This is a genomic window from Chryseobacterium jejuense (assembly GCF_017877355.1).
Lineage (GTDB): Bacteria > Bacteroidota > Bacteroidia > Flavobacteriales > Weeksellaceae > Chryseobacterium > Chryseobacterium jejuense_A.
Genome location: NZ_JAGIPR010000013.1, coordinates 47,439 through 67,883 on the forward strand (window position 1 = coordinate 47,439; position 20,445 = coordinate 67,883).

Consider the following 20,445-nt stretch of genomic DNA (forward strand, 5'->3'; position numbering starts at 1 on the left):
CTTATTGTATTTAACCTTGACAGGTTTTTAAAACCTGTCAAGGTTTCTTCCTTATACTCTTGAACCCAATTCAATCACCTCCAGATCCTTTATCTCTTCACCATCCACTACAAAACGCATCATTGTTCTCACTTTGTGCCAGCCTTGTTTTCCACAAGCACCCGGATTCAGGTGTAAAAGACTATTCTTTTCGTCGTACATGGCTTTTAAAATGTGAGAGTGCCCTGAAATAAATAATTTAGGTGCTTTTTCAGTGATCTCTTTTTTGGTTAATGGAGTATATTTTCCGGGATATCCACCGATATGAATCATTAAAACTTCAAGCTTTTCACAGAAAAAACGATTGACTTCCGGAAATTCAGACTGTATTTTTGAGTTATCTATATTTCCGTAAACGCCTTTTAATGGCTTTATTTTTTCGAGTTGTTCAATAACGTCCATGCTTCCAAAATCTCCACAATGCCAGATTTCATCTGCCTGAGCTGCATATTCCAGTATTCTGTCATCTATATAAGAATGAGAATCGGAGAGAAGTAGTATTTTTGTCATTATCTAAGGGTTCTTTGGGTAATATTCTCATCGTATTTTTCTTTAAATATGGCTACCCGTTCAGAATTTAATTCACCATCCTGATTGATAACTCTTTCTTTAAGCAGCCATCTTACCAGCTTTTCCATTCCTTTTTTAGAATTCATAAAATTGGCAATTTTTGCGAGGTCAGTAGACTCTACCTTGGTCTTTTCTGTTAAAAAGTTCAGGATAAAGTAATCGTCACTTACATATCTTGGCGTTTCATTATCCATGTATTTGTACATCAATACTTCTTCGTCATCTTTCATCGAGAAGAATGAATATTGCGTTACATTAATCTTTTCTGTTTTTAGAATTTGTTTTCCATTCAGAAGAACCTTATCATCCTTAATGCTTACATCTTGTGAAAAATATAAATTACAGCTCACCATCAGTATAAAGAAAGCGAATAATCTGTTTATTGCCATTTTTAATGTTTTAGATTGCAAATATAAAGAAGCTTTGATAAACATGACTTCGGTCGAATTTTATCATTTCTGTAAAGCCCATTGTGAGTTAATAAGAAATATTCTTGGTCTTTCGTATAGAATCAAGCTTCTTTTCAATGTCAGCACTGAAGACTTTTCTTAATTTCAGCCCACTTTCAGTAAGCCTTGATATCACAAAGGTCCCGTCCATACTGTTATTTGAAGAAAATACAATGGCAATAGTAGTATCTGAAACCTTTTTCCAGTTTCCAATATATCGTTCCAACTTTGAAGCTTTTCCAGGAAAATCTTCCTTAGCATCATAACCATTGGCTGATTTACTTAAATTTCCAATGATTTTTCCGTTTTTACTGAACTTTAAACCAGGAGTTTTGGCATTAAAAATATTCTGTTTTTCGTAAGTGTAGACATAATTATCCAGCTTAGTCAGTTTCCATGTCTGTAAAAGAAAAGGGTCTGAGGTTTTGTCCTGGCTTTTTATAAAACCGTTTGCGAAGAATAACAACAAAAGAAAGGGGATCAACTTTTTCATACTTTTAAAATGATTACACTTAAATATCGGCAAAATTAAGCTTTTCAATATAAGACTGAAAGTTTTCCACTTAATATAAAATTGGCCATAGCAGCTTACAATTTCTATAAAATATCGGATTGAGAGATTTTCTGTTTTCTGACTGATTTTTTGTTTAATTCTTAAAAGTTTTTTTCTGAAACGTTGAAAATTGATTCTTGTTACTAAAAATGGGGATAGGGAAAATGTGTGTATTCACTTTTTGGTGGATTAATTAGCTTGTGTTTTTAATTTTAATGTGTTGTAAATCAGTATTTTAAATTGTTCATTTTCGGTATTTTAAATAATTATTTTGTTTGGATGGAAATATGTATATATTTGTCTTAATTTTATTTAATCTAAACAAAAATAATAATGAGTGTCGGTTTATACTTATTGGAGAGCAAAAACTGGTATTATTTTGACCTTATACCAAAGTTTGATGAAGAGTTGTCAACGTTCATGAACAGTTGTTCTGAAAGTAAATTCATCCGAATTAATATTACAGGTAAAGAATCTTATTTAATTGTTCCTGTAAAGCATTTTTCTACTACCGGAGTTCATCATATAGGCGAAGAGGTAGGGTATAGAGAAAAGAAAATGGGCGAAGTCGTGAAGATTAGTGCTGAAGAAGCGTATCGATTTATTACTTCTCTTGTTTATGGTGGAAATACAACCGTAGAAAATCCGGAAGAGGCCTATATCAAATATTTTTCTGAAGAATTTGATGAGTATTTTGACAAAGGGCATAAAATGGTAGAAAGTATCAATTCTTTTAAAGCGGGAACGATTTTTAAGTTTTTCGGATACGAAAATGAAAATCTATTGGAATTTATTTCGAAGAATATTGCATTAGAGTCAAATTATGATAAGAAGGCTGCTATTATCCAATGGTTTTCGGAATATACCCATTCATTGTTGAAAACAGCAGTAGGAAAGTATATTGAAGAAGGAGTCATCTATAACAGCAATATTGAGCATACATTTATCAATCAAAGTGCAGATAAAGTAAATGTTAGTTTTGATGAATATATTTCTGACGCATCTGCTATCAGAACTGAAAAGGCTGAAAGTTTTATAAGAACCCATGTGGTTTATTACAACCTTTATCCGGTGCTAAGGCATTTGGCATATTTAGGTTCTGTTGAGGAGGAGCTTCTTTATCAGATTGTAGATACTGAAATTGATTCTTTGAGAGAAGTTTATGGTGATACCATGAATTTTATTTATGAAACTATAGAGGCAAGGCTTTTCCTGAAACAGACTTACAGTGTGAATGAAGATATCTGGAAAGAGTATATCAGACAACATAATTTCCTGATTAATCCTAAACATTATTCCAAAAAACTGATAAAACCTGATTATGGGGAAATCCTGCATAAAAGATATTTCAATAATGGGACTTTGGAAATCACCCTGAGAGCTTTTAATCCTGAAACGGATATGGAATTCCTGCATGAGTGGTCTAATATGGAGTACGCTAAAAAGTATTGGGAAATGGATGTGGACCAGCAGGAATTTGAAGAAGCCTATATCAAACACATGGGGGTAGATTATTCTCATCCTTATATCGGCCTTCTGAATGGCAATCCTATTTTTACCCTGGAACTATACTGGGCCGTAAAAGATGAAGTGGGTAAATATTATCGATTTAATCCGGGAGATTACGGCTTTCACATGCTGATCGCTCCTGCAAAGGAAAAAATTCCAAACTTTTCAATGAACGCATTGGCCATGTGTATGGAGTACTTTTTCTCTTTCCCACAACTGACAAGAATGATAGGTGAGGCCTCTGCATCTCATAAAGGAACTCATAATCTGATTACCAAAGTAGGATGTGAATTCAACAGATCGCTGGCTCTTCCTTATAAAACATCCAATCTGACTTTCCTTGACCGTGAGAAGTTCTATGAAACGACTGAAGACATCTTCAAAAACTCGGTTCTGAAAATAAACATTACAACATAATACTTGAATACTGAAAAAGATAATTTATGAAATATGATATCATTGGTATAGGAATAGGACCATTCAATCTAAGTCTTGCTGCTCTGTTGGAAGAGCATAATCTGAAAACCATTTTTTTTGATAAAGCACCAAGATTTGAATGGCACAGCGGTTTAATGATAGATAGGACAACGCTTCAGGTTCCTTTTCTTGCAGATCTTGTAACGATTGTAAATCCTAAAAGTCCTTTTACGTATATCAACTATTTAAGAGAGAAAGGTAAAATTTTCCGTTTCTGTTTTAAGGAAAGCTTTTATGTTACCAGAATGGAGTATAACCTTTACTGTAAATGGGTAGCCTCACAAATTGAAAATCTCAATTTCAGTCATACCGTTACAGAAATAGATTATAGTGAAATTCATGAATGCTACGAAGTTTCTGTTATAGATCTTATTAATTGTGAAAAGAAAGTGTATCTCACTGATAAAATTGTTTTAGGAGTAGGCTCTATTCCTAATGTTCCGAAAATAACAGAGCGTTTTTCTAAAGAACATGTTTTCCATTCTTCCGAATATTTACACAGAAAACAATACTTAAAGAAAGGCAGTACCATTACTGTATTGGGTTCCGGGCAAAGTGGAGGTGAAGTATTTTTTGATCTTCTTTCATCCAGACCGGATTTAGACTTAAAACTGAATTGGGTAACAGCTGCTGACCGATTCTTCCCAATGGAAAATTCAAAATTCACGTATGAATTTACTTCCATGGATTATATTTCCTACTTCAACAGACTTCCATTATCAAAAAGAAGAGAAGTGATCAACAAGCAGGATATTTTGTATAAGGGGATTAATGATGAACTGATAAGCACCATTTATGATGAGCTTTATCATCAGCAGATGAAAGAAGAACAGCCACTTCCTGTAAAAATACTGACCAATAGTTTGCTGGAAGATATGGAGTATGATGAAAATTATACACTAAAGATGAGACATCTTGAAGAAGAAAAACCTTTTTCATTAAACACGGATTATCTTATTTTGGCAACGGGCTACAGATATGAAGTTCCTCATTTTTTACAACCTATTGAGGGCCGCCTGAACAAGAGTCAAAATGATGGAACACTACTATCTTCAGAAAACTATACCGTTGATGTGAATGATAATGAAATATTTATGCAGAACGGCTGTGTAGACTCACAGGGGATTGTCACCGCAGATTTAGGAATGGGACCTTACCGAAATGCAACCATTATCAATAAAATATTAGGTTACGAATATTACCCATTGGAAAAAAATATTGTTTTCCAACATTTCGGAGCATTAGAAACTATATAGACTATGAAGCGTATATTTTTTCTGATTTCTGTATTTTCTTCCTTAGCATTGGCTGCCTGTCCAATTACTTTAGTTGTTAAAAACATCAAAAACTATAACCACGATGATGTGTATGTGGTGATAAACGGCGAAAAGAAAAAAATCTCAAAACAAGGAACTGTTGATTTTGCAGAGGTATCGAATGGTCCTGTAAAAGTATCTTTATTGTATCGGAATAAAGTTATTTATATTGATACACTGGATATCAATTGTCAGTCAAGCCAGAAGTATGAAATAGCAATTTCAGATGCGAACCGGATTGATGAGGTATATATCAGAGGCAAAAGGAAACTGGAGAAACTTAAAGAAACTCCTTTAAGTGTTAAGATTGTTGATATGCAGGCGGTAAAAAGCCAGGCCAACAATATTGGTGAAATACTGAATATGGCCACAGGAGTTAAGCTTCGTACAGAAGGAGGCGTTGGTTCCGGATTTCAGGTTAATCTTGGAGGTCTTCAGGGGAAAGCAGTCAGAATTTTCAGGGATGGAGTCCCGATTGAATTTTACGGACATAGCTTTAATCCGAATGTTTTATCTCCCAATATGCTGGACAGGGTAGATGTATACAAAGGAGTAATGCCTATTTCACTGGCATCGGATGCTTTAGGAGGAGGGATTAATTTTATTTCAAAACCTATACAAAAAGACAACCTGGAAATATCCAATGAGATGGCATCATTCAGTACTTATAAATCTCATCTTAATGCAGTATTTACAGGGAAAAAAGACAGTTTATTTTATATAGGAACTCAGGCAAGCTACGTGTTTTCCAAAAACAATTATAAAATTCTGGGCGATGTTATAGATCCGGAAACAGCCAATCTTAAAAAAGTGGAAGCTAAAAGGTTTCATGATGATACCGAAGCTTCTTATATGGAAGTTTATACTGGTGTAAGAAATAAAAGTTGGGCCAACGACTTTAGAGTTGGATTTATCTATTCTCATTTCTATAAGGAGATTCAAAATGATCTTGAAATGAGAAAACCTTACGGAGAAGCTTTTGCCAAGGAAAATAATGTGACAGGTTATCTTCAGTATAAAAAAATGTTCTTTGATAACCGTCTTAAATTAGACCTGATGACAGCCTTTGCCAGATATAACAATTCTTTTGTGGATATCAGCAGACGAAGATACAATTGGTTGGGAGAATCAACTTTTAGTAATGAAAACAGTGTTGGTGAGATTAATAAAGGGAATGATATGAAGATGAATTACAATATGTTTCATACAAGGCTTAATGCTGCATTCCGAATCAATAATAATCATAGTCTGGAATTTGGAAATGTGTATTTCTATCAGCGAAGAAAAGGGAGTGATCCTTATGGAGCTATTAACGTAGACGGAGAAGATGTCCTTAAAATTCCGGCCATTTACAATAAAAATATTGCAGCTTTAGGATTGGTGTCTCATTGGCTTGACCGCAAAATGGAAACGGTGCTTGGGGTAAAGAATTATTTTCTCAGTTCCAAAGGATATACTACGGATAAATATAATTTCACATGGGAGTCCGACCGGAATAAAAATGCATTAGGATATATGGCAGGAATCAGCTATAAACCTAAAAATTTTATCCTGAAATTATCCTATGAGAAAGCAGTTCGTCTTCCTGATGAAACCGAAATTTTCGGAGACGGAATTTTAATCAAAGAAAATCTTGACCTTGAGCCGGAAAAAAGTGATAACGTCAATGTTGTTCTGGATTATACTTCATCAAATTATAAGCTGAATACAAGTTTAAATCTCTTTTACAGGAATGTGAAAAACACAATATTCATGATTCCGGACAATCCTTATGGAAGGTATCAGAATTATTATGACAATCGCATCCTTGGATTGGAATATGAAATTAATTACCAGCCTATAAAAAATATTCAGACAGGGTTCAATGTTACCTACCAGGATATAAGGCTTAAAAATCTTTCCGGTTCTGAAAGTATCTGGGAAGATGCCAGACAGCCGAATATCCCTTACTTATTTGGAAACCATTATCTAAGACTGAATTTTTCAGATATTCTCAATATGAAGGATAAAGTGGAGCTGTATTATAACATCAATTATGTACATCGTTTCTTGCTCTATCCTGTACCGAAAAACCTTGAGCCGGGATTGTTTTCCAAAGCTACTATTGCTTCCAGTGATCTTTTGATCCCGAATGATGGAAGGCTGGGCATGGTGGATGTAGGTGTAGGAGTTACCTATTTCCTGGCAGACCCTAAGCTGGCCATTAATTTTAGCGTTAATAATCTTACGAACGAAAGACTCTACGATAATTATAACGCACAGAAACCCACAAGATCTTATCATCTGAAATTAACGTATACAATTTTTTAATATTATAATCATGAGAAAATCAAAACCGATTTCAATACTTTTATCTGCATTAAGCCTCTTGCTTTTTACCCATTGCAGCAGCGATGACAATATTGAAGAGCAAAAACAACCAACAACAGAAACTAAAGACAGCTGGGTCATCTATAACAGTACAGCCGGATGGGGCGGAAATATTTATTCATTCTCAGAACTTCCTCAGGGAGAACTTTCATTAGCTGATAAAAAACCTTTCTATCAGATTGCTTATTCTGCAGGTGGAAAAGCTTTCGGAGAAAATATTTACCGACTTGGCGGTGCAGCATCTTCGGAAGAAGGTTTTTCTAAACTTACAGCCGATAATGCCGGAAATATTTCTTCAAAAGGTTTCATTGCTACCCAAAATAATGGCTTTGAACCTAACTATCTTGTAGTAAGTGATACTGAAGGATATTATTGGGATGGCTCAAGAGGAATGCTTAAGATCCAGACTTTTAATCCGGGAACGATGCAGCGTACAGGAGAAATTGATCTTTCTTCATTAGCTCAAACTATTGATCCTGCCGTTCTTGAACCGGGAGAAACTGCATATCAGGCTGCCGGACAGTTAATTTTAATCAAGAGAGATGATAAACTATATCTTGACTTACAAATTGGTAAAAAAGGATCAAACTGGCAGATAAAACCTGTTATAAAAGAAGTCGCAGTTGCAATCTATAACCTAACTTCGAAAAAAGTGGAAAATGTTACCAAATATCCTAATGCTACAAACCTTGGGCTTTTCACAGACCATGTTCTATGGAGTATTGATGAGGTAACCAAAGATATCTATATGGTAGCTGCGTCAGATATGAAAGCTCAGGAATCAGCCTATTCATCTAAAATTCTTAGAATAAAGAACGGGCAAAATACCTTTGATACGAGTTTTGAAATCGATATCAAGAACTATGTACATCCAGCAGAATTTAATAGAATTTTTGCCCACAATAATAAAATCTATACTACTATACCTTCATCTGCAGCATCTTATTATAGTGGCGGGCATGGAGTAGGCTATAGAAATGATATCTGGTTCTGGAATGAGATTGATGTTCAGACGAAGAAAGCTGTAAAACTTGATATTCCTGTGGATAATTTCTATAACTATCAAAATCCATTCTTATATAAAAACAGAATCTATTTTATGTCTAATAATAAGGCTGATAACTTTTCAGGTTTAAGTTCTTATGACCCTGTTTCTAAAAATACAAAAGTTGAGTTTAAACTTAAAGGAAGTGGACGATTGATGGGAGTCAATGTCATTTCTAAAAAATAATTTCTTTTTTTTGTTAGTACAATAAGATCATTTGATTTAACGACAGCCGGAAGAGTTTTCTTCCGGTTTTTTTGTGGACTAAAGTTAGGAAGAGGGAAGCTGGAAGCTGGAAGTTATCGTAAACAAAATAATTACACTTTAGTCTAAAAAACACATTAAGTTTAAAGTAACTTCCCTTTATTATAAGCCTAATAGCACTTCTAACCTCCCTCTTCCAGCTTCCCTCCACATAAATCATAATTTTCCTCTTCCGGACGCATGTTATTTACTAAATTTGGAAAAATTAAAAAATAATGAAACAGAAATTTTCTTTTTTCATTTTTCTTTTAACCGTAGGATTGGCAAATGCACAGGTTGAAGAGAAAAAACTGGATGACCTGATCCAAAATACTTTGAAAACCTTTGACGTTCCCGGAATGTCGGTAGGAATTGTAAAAGATGGAAAAGTTACCTATTCCAAAGGGTTTGGAGTACGTTCTCTTACTACCAAACAACCCATGGATGACAATACCCTGGTAGGAATTGCTTCCAATTCCAAAGGATTCACATGTGTTGCATTAGCTATCCTTGCAGATGAAGGAAAACTGAACTGGGATGATAAAGTTTCAAAATACATCCCTGAATTTCAGATGTATGATCCGTATGTTTCTCAAAATGTGACCATCAAAGATTTGATTACACACAGAGCCGGATTAGGGCTGGGACAGGGTGATCTGATGTTTTTTCCGGAAGGAGGAAGCTTAACGGTTAATGACATTGTTCACAACGTAAGATATCTGAAGCCTGAAAATCCTTTCAGAACTACTTTAGATTATAACAATATTATGTTCATTGTTGCAGGTGAAGTCATCCACAGAATTTCCGGAGTAAGCTGGGCAGAATTTATCGAGCAAAGAATCATGAAGCCGATAGGAATGACTTCCAGTTTTGGAAGCTACAACAGAGCAAAAGCTACAACAAACAAAATTGACGCCCATGCCCCTGTAGACGGAAAAGCCATTGCTGTTCCACACGATTGGAATGAAACCGGAAATGCTGCTGGAGGAATTATGAGTAATATTAAAGACATGACGACTTGGGCAGAATGTCTATTAAATAATTTTACGACGAAAGACGGTAAGAAATTGGTTTCAGACAAAAATGTGCAACAACTTTGGAGCTTACAGATTCCGGATAAAGTAGCGGCTAAAAATCCTTATGACACAAGTTTCTACGGATACGGTTTAGGTTGGTTCTTAAGCGATGTAAAAGGGCACAAGCAAGTACAGCATACAGGAGGATTAATAGGGACTGTAACACAGTTTACCCTAATTCCGGATCTTAAACTAGGAATTGTTGTATTAACGAATCAACAATCAGGAGCAGCGTTCAACACTATTACCAATACAGTTAAAGATTCTTATCTTGGAGTAGCAGACAGAAACTGGCTGAAAACGTATGGAGACAGAATGGTAAAAGTGAATGCAGATTTCGATAAACAAAAGAAAGAGGCTTTCGCTAAATCTGATGCATTTAAAAAAGAAAAAGCACTGCAGCCAAAAGCGGAACAGTTTACAGGAATATACAGTGACGTTTGGTTTGGTGATGTAGAAATTGCTCAGCAGGGAAGTACTTACAGAATTTCATGTAAAAATTCACCAAGATTAAAAGGGGAGCTACTTCCATATTCCAATAACTCATTCATCATTAAATGGGATGATAGAAGCTATGATGCCGATGCATATATCATATTCGATTATGATGAAAGCGGAAAAGCTCAGTCTGCAAAATTAAAAGCAATTTCCGATGTTACGGATTTCAGTTTTGATTTTGATGATCTGGATCTGAAGAGAAAATAAGAAGCAAAATAGTAATAGATATAAAAAGAACGGACCAGAGTCCGTTCTTTTTTATTCTCGCAGATTTTCAAAATACTTATAATAATGATTCTATGTAGAAACATATAAATGAATAATATCTGCACAATTTGCGAAATCGTGAGCTATTAACCACCCGTCAAATAATAATTTTTTTGCCACCCCTTCAGAGAAAGCAATATGAAGCTTGTAAAATAAATTAGGTTATTGAAGCACATTTGAAAGCTGGTGTAAAATTATATTTTCCCTGGCTCATAAAAGAACAGCAGTTTTTTCTTGGCACCGTCAAATTCGGACCAGGAATCACAATCTACTTCAAAACCGGCTACACCACAGGTAGGAAAATGGAAAATATCTTCTGAGATGGAATTGGCAAAATTGGAAATTCCATTGTTATGGGAGAAAAGGGCAACCGAACTCAGATTATCATCCAGATCATAGATTACAGATTCGAAATTTCTTTCCGAAGGATTGTATAATTTTTCATTCGTAGTACAATCCAGCTGATAAGCCTGATTGAAAATTCTACACGTATTCAAAGCACGTACTGCCGGGCTTGATACAAAATAATCGATAGAAATATTATTGTTTTTAAGGAATCTGGACATGTTCATAGCATCCTGCAGGCCTTTGTCTGCCAAGGGTCTGTCAAAATCCTCCGTTTCTTCCGGCCAGTCGCTTTTCGCATGTCTTACGAGGATGAGTCTCTTCATATAGTCTGTTTTTTGGAAGATTAAAATTATAAAAAAAAATATGGAATAAAACATGATTTATAGAAAAAAACAGCGTAATGAATAAAATCAGTAAATTTTACTAAATTTGCAGACTTATGGGACAAATCCTTGCAATAGACTACGGAAAAGCCCGTTGCGGTATCGCTGTAACGGATGATATGCAGATTATAGCCAGTGGGCTGGAGACTGTAGAGAACCGTGTTTTAATGGAGTTTTTAAAAAAATATTTCAATGAAAATAAGGTGGATGAAGTAGTGATTGGGCTTCCCATAGATTTGAAAGGAAATCTTTCAGAGGTGGAAACCGATATTTTAAAATTCATTGAAGAATTTAAAAAAGAATTTTCGGATATTGCAGTCCATCGTTTTGATGAAAGGTTTACTTCCAAAATGGCTTCATTCTTTATTTCCCAAAGTGGAAAAAACAAGAAAAAAAGACAGGAAAAAGGATTAATAGATAAAGTAAGTGCAACCATCATATTGCAGAATTTTTTAGAACAAAGATTAAGATGATACTACCGATAAGAGCTTTTGGGGATCCTGTTTTGAGAAAAGTGGGAAAAGATATAGAAAAAGATTATCCCGGATTACAGGAACTGATAGATAACATGTTCGAAACGATGTACAGTGCAAATGGAATTGGTCTTGCTGCGCCTCAGATCGGTTTGGATATCCGTTTATTTGTAATAGACGTAACTCCTCTTGCGGAAGATGAGGATTATGAGGATATTAAGGATGAATTGGCAGAATTCAAAAAAGTGTTCATCAATGCCAGAATCCTTGAAGAATCAGGGGAAGAATGGAAGTTCAATGAAGGTTGTCTTTCTATTCCGGATGTAAGAGAAGATGTGAAAAGAAAGGGCACAATCGTTATTGAATATTATGACGAAAATTTTGTGAAACATACAGAAACTTTTTCCGATATTAGAGCCCGCGTAATTCAGCATGAATATGACCACATTGAAGGGATTCTGTTTACCGATCACCTAAGTGCTTTGAAGAAGAAGCTGGTAAAAGGAAAACTGTCAAAAATCTCTCAGGGGGATGTAAGCATCGGTTACAAAATGAGATTTCCGAAATAATTTAAACAAGGATTAAAAGAAATAATAAAAAGCAAAAAGCTTAATGCTGATTGCAGAATTTACAAAAAATAAAATTATGCTGTTAGAAAAAATAATTTCAATTTCTGGAAAGCCAGGACTTTACAAATTAGTTTCTCAATTAAGAAACGGATTCATCATTGAAGATGTTACCAACAAGAAAAAAGTAAGCATTGGAAACTCAAGCCAGGTAAGCTTATTAGATAATATCGCAATGTTTACATTTGAAAAAGAAGTTCCATTGTTCGAGGTTTTTGAAAATATTGCAAAAAACAACGATTACAAAGAAACAATTTCTCACAAATCTTCAGATGCGGATTTAAAAGACTTTATGTTAGCGTCTCTTCCTAACTACGATACTGAAAGAGTATATGCTTCTGATATCAAGAAGTTGGCTCAGTGGTACAACACTCTTCAGAAAGCTGGATACATCACTCCTGAAAGTTTCGTGAAGGCAGAACCTGAAACTTTAGATGGTGAGCCTGCAGAAGAGGTAAGCTTAGATATTGATGCTAAAAAAGCAGCTCCAAAAGCAGAAAAGCCGGCCGCTCCAAAAGTAAAAGCTACTTCAGCAGCAAAATCAGCTCCGAAAAGTACGCACAGAAAACAAGGATAATTCATTTTTGAATTTACCCATATAAAACCTCGTCAGAAATGATGAGGTTTTTTTGTTTATAATAATTGATAAATATTGTTGATATCATTCTGGGTGGAACAAAGAATTTACAAAAGGTATATTCCAAAAACCTAACAGGTTTTCGAAACCTGTTAGGTTTAAACATTCAGTCTGTCTCGAACCTCGTATTTTATAACTTTCACTCCCAACGTTTGTAATGATGTCCGAATAACCCTTACATTTGTATAATATTGAATTTCCAATTACTTATGAATACAAAACAGGAAAAATTAGAAGCTTTCGGGAGATTACTGGATATTATGGATGATTTGCGTGAAAAGTGTCCGTGGGATCAGAAGCAGACCTTACAATCTCTCCGTCATCTTACCCTGGAAGAAACATATGAGCTTTCTGATGCCATTTTACAGGAAGATTTGCAGGAGATTAAAAAAGAATTGGGAGATGTATTACTTCATCTTGTTTTTTATTCTAAAATAGGTTCAGAAAAAGGAAGTTTTGATATCGCAGATGTTATCAATTCACTGAATGAAAAACTGATCTTCCGCCATCCTCATATCTATGGAGATACTGTAGTGAAAGATGAGGAAGAAGTAAAACAGAACTGGGAAAAGCTAAAACTGAAAGAAGGAAACAAATCTATTTTAGGAGGAGTTCCGAAAAGCCTTCCAAGCTTAGTAAAAGCCTATAGAATTCAGGATAAGGTAAAAGGTATTGGTTTTGAGTTTCATGATGCTGAAGATGCCTGGAAAAAGGTAGATGAGGAGATTCAGGAATTCCATGCGGAAACAGATTTAGATAAAAAGGAGCAGGAATTGGGAGATGTATTCTTCTCATTGATTAACTATGCAAGAATTTCAGGAATTAATCCGGATTCTGCGTTGGAGAGAACCAATCTGAAGTTTATTTCAAGATTCAAGAAGATGGAAGGCCTTGCCGAAGAACAGGATTTAAAACTTGCAGACATGTCTCTTGAAGAAATGGATGTTCTGTGGGAAAAGGCAAAACAGTTATCATAATTTCCGGATTGGAACAATTAATGCTACTTATATTCAGTTAAAAAAAATAAAAAATAAATATGCTACGTTTTCTTATACTTCCTGCTATATTTTTATTAAGTTGTAACCCAAAAGCTCAGAATTCACCTGCTCAGGGTGATGATCTGAAGCCGCAGTTTTCTTTACCTAAAAAACTAAAGGAAGTTTCCGGGATTACGTTGTCAAAAGATAAAAAAACAATCTGGGTCATAGAGGACAGAGGAAATAAAAATGCAGTATACGGTCTTAATGACAGTGGGCAGATGATGGCTAAAGTTCCGGTTGAGAATGCTGAAAATACAGATTGGGAAGATATTATATCAGATGCTCAAGGGAATATTTATATCGGAGATTTCGGAAATAATGATAACAACAGAACAGATCTGGCTATTTTAAAAACCGATCTGAAAGATATTACCCAAACCACCACAAAAGTTGTTCAAACCACTAAGTTCCACTATGAAGGGCAGACAGAATTTCCACCGAAAAAATCAAACCTGTTGTATGACTGTGAAGGATTTGTAGAAATGGACGGTAACTTCTATCTTTTCACCAAGAACAGAAGCAAAGGCTTTGACGGAACTTTCCTTGTATTTAAAGTTCCTAATAAAGAAGGAGATTTTGAAGCTAAACTGATTGGTAAATTAAAGCTGCAGGGTGGATATAATGATGCAGCTATTACTTCAGCAACCATCAACAGTACAAAAGATAAGATTGTACTGTTAACCCACAAAAATGCACATGTTCTTACAGGATTTAACGCTGATGATTTCAGTACTGCTAAGATTAATAAGATTCCATTAAATCATAATTCACAGAAAGAAGCGATTGTTTTTCTTAATGACCAGACTTTAATGATTGCAGACGAAAAAGGAAAAGACGAAGGAGGAAATGTATACCAGTTTTCGCTTAAGCCATAGATTTTGAAAAGGCAATATATAAACTAACAATCCTATGGAAAACTCCATGGGATTTTTTATAAACAGCTTCATTTTTATTATTGTTTCCTTTGAAATTCATCATAAAGCGGTTTCAATTCTTTTGGCGGATTACCGGAATCAAAACTTGCAGAAGTATAAGGTGTGCCATTACTTGTGATAATAAGATTGGCAATCATAGCCTGATCGGAATGTCGTCCTGTAGTAGGAGCTTCAAGAGTTGATATTTTAGATAAATCAATAGCTGCAGCCTGTTTTGAGATACGTTCCCAGTCAGAAGAAGACATAGGTTTATTATTTTCCTCACCATTAAAAGAAGTTGTTCTGGACTTTGGCGTAAAGGTGATTGTTGTATGGAAACCTCTGGTTTGTTCTGTTAACTGTATTTTTTCAATTTTTGTCTGTTGCATACTTACATTTGCATTTTTTTCAATGTTTCCATTTTTGCTTTGGTTCTGGCAATGAATACTTGATAAAACTAAAATGATATTAATAGAAGCAATTAGTGTTTTCATTGTGTGCTTTTTTATAATTGTTTGTTACAGCTAAAGTATAAAAAGGTATTGAATATAAAACTATTATGTTCGTTAAAAAAGAAAAACTCAGGAAACTCCTGAGCTTTTGTAGGTAAATATTTTTTAATTAAAATTTCATTCCTATACCTGCAGAGATTCGTCCACCATCTGCGCCATAGAAATAATTCAGTCTGGCAGACATCATTTCCACGACGCTTAGCCAAATCCCGGCCCCTACTGATTGATGCCATTTTCTGGAGTACTCCCCATCATTCCATACACGTCCAATATCATAGCCTACAAGGATTCCCAGATTGGCAGGGATAATATTATTTCTGATTCTTCCAAAATTCCAACGGATCTCAGAATTATTGATAAAATAAGATCTTCCTGAGAATCTTTCATTTCTGAAGGCACGCATACCATTGTTACCGCCGATAGCTGCAGCCTGATAGAATTCAAAATTATCATTATTGATCCACATGGCATTGCTGGCATTGGCAAATACGAAAACCCCTTTTTTATCAATTCTGTGGTCAATCGCAAATTTTCCTTTTATGGTAAGGAAGTTTCTGTTGAAATTGGAAAATGTAGCTTTCCAGTCGGCATTCAGCATCAGTTCCATTCCCAGAGTTGGGAAGGCAGGGTTATCTGCATTTTTATAACTGAAAGTATAATTAGCACCTAAGAACTGTTGGCTGTCAAAAACTTCAGATCTTACATCTGGGGAAGTATTGATAAAGCGTCCGTCTTTTCTCTGTACTTTATTATCTTCAAAAGTAAGCTGCATCTGATGATTAAAATTCATCCAGCCCTTCTTCGAGATGGAAGGGGCTACATTAAATTTGGAAATTCTTGCCCTGTTGTATTCTCTTTCCGTAGCTTCTTTATCATACGGGCTTTCATTGGATAGTCCAAAAAAGTTCTGTGAAAATCTTGGGGTAGTATAAGCTGCATCAATATTAAAATTCCATCCTGAAATTGCTTTCTTGAAAACACCTTTATAAATAAGGCTGAACCCGGCAGTAGCAGTATAAAAATTGGCTTTTAAACTATGTCTTTGGGTAAAAGGGTCACGGATGAAGTTATTCACAGTATAATTAGCCAAAACACCCACGATAACCCCGTCATCTGGGTTATAATCCAAATTAGGGTATCCTGCGAATGCATTGTATTTTGGATGCTTATAATTGTAGGTGTTTATCTCATAATCATCTGCAATATTTTTGGTAGTATTTCCTGCATTGTAGGTGTTTTTTTGAGATGCAAAGTCATAGATTTTTACTTTTCTTCCATCTGCCACATTATAGATATCATGGTTATAACCGCCAATCAGTCTGATGTTCATTTTAGGGCGGCCGGTTCCCACAACTTCATAAATATCATCATCTTCCAGCCCATAAATCCAAAGTTCTTTTGTTTTTGAATCATGATACGTTTTTTCAAAAACCAGTTCGTTTTTATCTTTGTTTTTACCTAATTTATATTGCTGTACACGTACGGAATGTCCGTTTTTGGAAATGACAAATTTATCAGGTTCCACAGTTCCTGCCAAAGGAACTTTTTCCTGCAGGACATTGTAGTAATCGGATGCGTATTTCTGCAGTTTTGTTTTTCTTATTTTAAGTTTTCTCTGGATCTCTGCTATGGTGCTATCCTGAACTTCTTTAGGAAGGTTATGGAATGCATCATCTATATCCGCATCGGTTAGATGTTCCTGAATGTATTTTGCCTGAGCTTCCCATTCTTCCTGACTAGAACTTTTTAAAAAGACAAGATCCATAGGATAAGGTTCCATAGCCAGCCATTTTACGCTGCTGATATCTTCTGTAAAGGTTTTCATGTGTCGGATAGCCGGAACATTCATGATCAGTCTGAATGCCGACCCGTCATATTTACTGAACGCCTGATCTCTGTCTTTTGGAATCGGTTTATAGATGATTTTATCACCTTTTTCATATTCTGCCCATTTCCACTGATCTGAATGCCTGTCCCAGTCACCAATCAGCATATCAAACAATCTTGCTCTGATATAAGACTCCCTGTCTACGGAGTATTTATAGTTTTTGGTCAGGTTTTTCAGGACATCGTCAGTGGAGACGATATCTTTTGCATTATCGAGGTAGGCCAATGTTTTAGGATCTGAAGAAAAACGTTCTTCAATCATATACATTTCATCACCGTAGTTTTGATTATATTTTCCTAAAGCCTGCTGCTTGGGAATATAATATAACTTCGGATTGCTATGGAAAATATTCAGCTTTTCTGACATATTTCCTATGGTAAACGGAGTAAAAGGATGGTTGGTGGTATAGAAGTCCAAAAGGAATTTCTCCGGGAAAGTATTGGTAAGTTCTTCTCCCAATGTGCTTTTTTGGAAAGCCATATTGTTGAGGAACCGTACTGCACTTTTTTTCACACCACGCATCACGAACTCCTGTCCGTCATTAGCTTTTAACCTTAAACTGTTAGACTGATTCCCTCCTCCTTCTCTGAAAGGGATATAACCGCCATTTAGCTCAGAAAGATTGGCCGTAGGGGCCTCAATAGGAATTCCGTAATAATTTCGGTAGTGATCTCCCCAAAGCCATCGGTAAAAACCACCTTTCTGGGTAAGCTGAACCGGATAGATGCTGGAAGAGAATGTAGCTGGGAATGTATTGGGAAAATTATTCACAAATTCATCAGGCTTGGATATAACGGAAATCTGTGATAATTTCTGAAGTTTAGCATCTTTTGTGGAAAAAAATTCCACATCGGTACTCTGGTCTTTTCTGATATTAAGGATAGCAAAGCCGTTTCCTCCATAGGAAAAGTCTGTTTTTTCAGCAATGGTAGAAGGATCTGTTTTAGAACCTGCACCACTGATGATCTGTCTCATATTTCCTTCTTCATGATACTGTAAATTGTGGTCATGTCCGGAAACGAAGATGACATTATCTTTATCCTGCACAATACTTTTCAGCCTGTTAGCTAGCTCTGTGTAGTGCTGATTGTTAATATCTGCCGGGCTGATTCCTGAAGAGCTTCTTAGAATATTAATAAGACTCGCCACTCCCGGTACTGGTATTTTACTTTTCAGAGGAAAAAGGTGCGACTTCGCTGAATGAAATCCTGCGTGGGTTCCACTGCTGATAATCGGATGATGCAGAGCAACAATAATTTTTTTACCCTGATTTTTAATGATAAGATCTTTAAATTCTGTGTAAAAGTCTTCACGGGTTTTGATGTTGCAGCTTTTATTAATTCCGGGATAGTTGTCCCAGTTGGTAATTGCCCATTCTGTATCAATGGCGATCAGTTTAATATCTTTAGTGATGCTGATGTCATCAATAGGACAGCCGTTTTTCGGCAGGAAGGCTTTTTTATCATCAAAATATTTTTTCACCAATGATTCCTGAGCATTTAATCCGCTCAAGCCACTATACCAATCATGGTTTCCAGGGATTACAAGAGTTTTCCCTTTAAAATTTTTAGTAATAGCCAGTTGATCTTCCAGTTTTTGTTTGGCTAAAGCATAGCCTTTATCAGATTCTTTAGGCATTCCGTTGGGATAGATGTTATCTCCAAGGAAGATCAGCATAGAGTTACTGTCTGCGGAATCGAGCTTGTCTTTAAGTAAATTCAGCGTTTTCTGTGCTTGTGGTTCATCTGCATTTCCGGCATCTCCAATCAGGAAAAGTTTAAAATCATTTTCAGATTTTATCTCGGAATCTTTTACTTCGAATAAGTTTTTGCCTTTTTGTACGTTATATGTTGCGCAGGAATACATGACTCCGGCGGACATTATTGTTCTCAGAACAATAGAAGTATTTTTTAGATGAGTTTTAAAGGATAAATTCATAAATTTACATTAACAAAAATTCAGAAATGAGCATTCTAGACAACGCTAAAAATTATGTTGAAATCTTATTCAAAGATAAGTTATCTTCAGTATATTTTTATCATAATTTTATTCATACTGCCTATACGGTGAATAAGGCCGAGGAGATTATGAAGCATACCCCTGTTTCTGAAGAAGATCAGGAAAAAGTACTTGTGGCCTTATGGTTTCATGATACAGGATATATAGAATGTGCCATGAACCATGAAGAAAGGGGAGTGGAGATCATGAAGAACTTTCTTCATCAGGAAAATTATCCGGAAAGCTATATCTCAGATGTGGAAAAGCTGATTCTGGCCACTAAAATTACTTATGTTCCTCAGAACTTACTGGAGAAAATTGTAAAAGATGCAGACTTCAGTCATTTTGCCGGTCATGATTACAGTGATATTTCTGATGCCTTAAGAAAAGAGTGGGAGCTTACCAATGTAAGATGTTTCTCTAATGAAGAATGGAATGCCGGAAATCTTGATATGCTTAAAAACAAGCATACTTTTTATACCGATTATGCTAATGAAAATTGGGAACCTTTAAAAAAGAAAAATATCAAGAAGATCGAGAAGAAGCTGGGAAAAGAAGAGGAGAAGAAAGATAATACTGATCCTAAATCTGAGAATAAAAAAGATAAAGAAAAATCAGACAGAAGTGTGGATACCTTATTCAGGGTAACGCTTAACAACCATACAAGGCTGAGTGATATTGCAGACAGTAAAGCGAATATCCTGCTGTCTGTAAATGCGATTATTATTTCAGTGTGTCTTTCGGTACTGGTGCCAAAGCTGGATGCTCCTAAAAATTCTCACCTGATCCTGCCGAGTTTTATATTGCTATTATCCAGTGTTCTTACCATTATATTTGCGATCCTGTCTACAAAACCCAATGTAACGAAGACTACGTTTACCACTCAGGATGTTACCAACAGAAAAGTGAATCTATTGTTCTTTGGGAATTTCCAGCAGATGCTGTTTGATGATTATCATAATGCAATGAGAGATCTCATCAAAGACAGGGATTATATTTATGATTCTATGGTGAAGGACCTGTATTATCTTGGAAAGGTACTTAACAGAAAGTATAAGCTTTTATCCATTACTTATAAGATATTTATGGCAGGAATTATTATTTCTGTGTTATCTTTTGGATTTGCTTTTCTTAGCCTTTAAATAAAAATAATAATGATTTTCAGCCAATTTGTATGTTGGCTGAAAAATGGTATTATTTCAAAGAGTATTTTT

General features: G+C 35.3%; 17 protein-coding genes. 11 read left to right on the top strand and 6 right to left on the bottom strand.

What is annotated here, in order from left to right; genetic code table 11:
* Positions 1-51: 51 nt before the first annotated feature.
* From J2772_RS20635 to J2772_RS20645, 3 genes are all read right to left on the bottom strand, one after another.
* The gene (locus J2772_RS20635; protein WP_209920026.1) at positions 52-549 is read right to left on the bottom strand and encodes a metallophosphoesterase family protein; all 498 of its coding nucleotides are present in this window, start codon (positions 547-549) and stop codon (positions 52-54) included.
* On the bottom strand, positions 549-998 hold the full coding sequence (locus J2772_RS20640; RefSeq protein WP_209920028.1) for a hypothetical protein: 450 nt from the start codon (positions 996-998) through the stop codon (positions 549-551). The genes J2772_RS20635 and J2772_RS20640 overlap by 1 nt, the downstream gene beginning before the upstream one ends.
* A gap of 88 nt (positions 999-1,086) precedes the next feature.
* Entirely contained in the window at positions 1,087-1,551 is a 465-nt protein-coding gene (locus tag J2772_RS20645; protein ID WP_209920029.1) for a hypothetical protein, read from the bottom strand.
* Positions 1,552-1,944: 393 nt separating this feature from the next.
* Here J2772_RS20645 and J2772_RS20650 point away from each other — a divergent pair, with 393 nt between their 5' ends.
* The 5 genes from J2772_RS20650 to J2772_RS20670 all read left to right on the top strand — a co-directional run bounded on the left by J2772_RS20650 (position 1,945) and on the right by J2772_RS20670 (position 10,352).
* A complete protein-coding gene (locus tag J2772_RS20650; protein WP_209920031.1) occupies positions 1,945-3,537 on the top strand; it encodes a GNAT family N-acetyltransferase in 1,593 nt (530 codons plus the stop codon).
* A 26-nt stretch (positions 3,538-3,563) separates the two neighbouring features.
* Entirely contained in the window at positions 3,564-4,853 is a 1,290-nt protein-coding gene (locus J2772_RS20655; protein WP_209920033.1) for a lysine N(6)-hydroxylase/L-ornithine N(5)-oxygenase family protein, read from the top strand.
* A 3-nt stretch (positions 4,854-4,856) separates the two neighbouring features.
* Positions 4,857-7,223: a TonB-dependent receptor gene (locus tag J2772_RS20660; protein ID WP_209920034.1), complete on the top strand. Its 2,367-nt coding sequence runs from the start codon at positions 4,857-4,859 to the stop codon at positions 7,221-7,223.
* Positions 7,224-7,233: 10 nt separating this feature from the next.
* Positions 7,234-8,514 carry a hypothetical protein gene (locus J2772_RS20665; RefSeq protein ID WP_209920036.1) on the top strand — a complete coding sequence of 427 codons (1,281 nt, stop codon included), beginning with the start codon at positions 7,234-7,236 and terminating at the stop codon, positions 8,512-8,514.
* A 293-nt stretch (positions 8,515-8,807) separates the two neighbouring features.
* Entirely contained in the window at positions 8,808-10,352 is a 1,545-nt protein-coding gene (locus tag J2772_RS20670; RefSeq protein ID WP_209920038.1) for a serine hydrolase, read from the top strand.
* Positions 10,353-10,606: 254 nt separating this feature from the next.
* On the opposite strand, the gene J2772_RS20675 is transcribed toward J2772_RS20670, so the two are convergent.
* Positions 10,607-11,083 carry a SixA phosphatase family protein gene (locus J2772_RS20675; RefSeq protein WP_209920040.1) on the bottom strand — a complete coding sequence of 159 codons (477 nt, stop codon included), beginning with the start codon at positions 11,081-11,083 and terminating at the stop codon, positions 10,607-10,609.
* Positions 11,084-11,199: 116 nt separating this feature from the next.
* Here J2772_RS20675 and ruvX point away from each other — a divergent pair, with 116 nt between their 5' ends.
* From ruvX to J2772_RS20700, 5 genes are all read left to right on the top strand, one after another.
* Entirely contained in the window at positions 11,200-11,616 is a 417-nt protein-coding gene (gene ruvX, locus J2772_RS20680; RefSeq protein ID WP_209920042.1) for a Holliday junction resolvase RuvX, read from the top strand.
* Complete coding sequence (gene def / locus J2772_RS20685; RefSeq protein WP_066698489.1) at positions 11,613-12,185, top strand: peptide deformylase; 573 nt, start codon at positions 11,613-11,615, stop codon at positions 12,183-12,185. The genes ruvX and def overlap by 4 nt, the downstream gene beginning before the upstream one ends.
* A gap of 76 nt (positions 12,186-12,261) precedes the next feature.
* Positions 12,262-12,819 (top strand): DUF5606 domain-containing protein, encoded by a 558-nt coding sequence (locus J2772_RS20690; RefSeq protein WP_209920044.1) that lies wholly within the window; start codon positions 12,262-12,264, stop codon positions 12,817-12,819.
* A gap of 269 nt (positions 12,820-13,088) precedes the next feature.
* On the top strand, positions 13,089-13,856 hold the full coding sequence (gene mazG, locus J2772_RS20695) for a nucleoside triphosphate pyrophosphohydrolase (protein ID WP_209920046.1): 768 nt from the start codon (positions 13,089-13,091) through the stop codon (positions 13,854-13,856).
* Between the two features lie 59 nt (positions 13,857-13,915).
* Complete coding sequence (locus tag J2772_RS20700) at positions 13,916-14,794, top strand: hypothetical protein (protein WP_209920048.1); 879 nt, start codon at positions 13,916-13,918, stop codon at positions 14,792-14,794.
* Positions 14,795-14,871: 77 nt separating this feature from the next.
* Here J2772_RS20700 and J2772_RS20705 read toward each other — a convergent pair whose 3' ends face one another.
* Together J2772_RS20705 and J2772_RS20710 are read right to left on the bottom strand one after the other, a co-directional pair.
* Entirely contained in the window at positions 14,872-15,327 is a 456-nt protein-coding gene (locus J2772_RS20705) for a hypothetical protein (protein ID WP_209920050.1), read from the bottom strand.
* A gap of 127 nt (positions 15,328-15,454) precedes the next feature.
* Positions 15,455-19,171: a metallophosphoesterase gene (locus J2772_RS20710; protein ID WP_209920052.1), complete on the bottom strand. Its 3,717-nt coding sequence runs from the start codon at positions 19,169-19,171 to the stop codon at positions 15,455-15,457.
* Positions 19,172-19,197: 26 nt separating this feature from the next.
* On the opposite strand from J2772_RS20710, the gene J2772_RS20715 reads away from it, so the two are divergent.
* Positions 19,198-20,373 (top strand): Pycsar system effector family protein, encoded by a 1,176-nt coding sequence (locus J2772_RS20715; protein WP_209920054.1) that lies wholly within the window; start codon positions 19,198-19,200, stop codon positions 20,371-20,373.
* Positions 20,374-20,445: the final 72 nt, after the last annotated feature.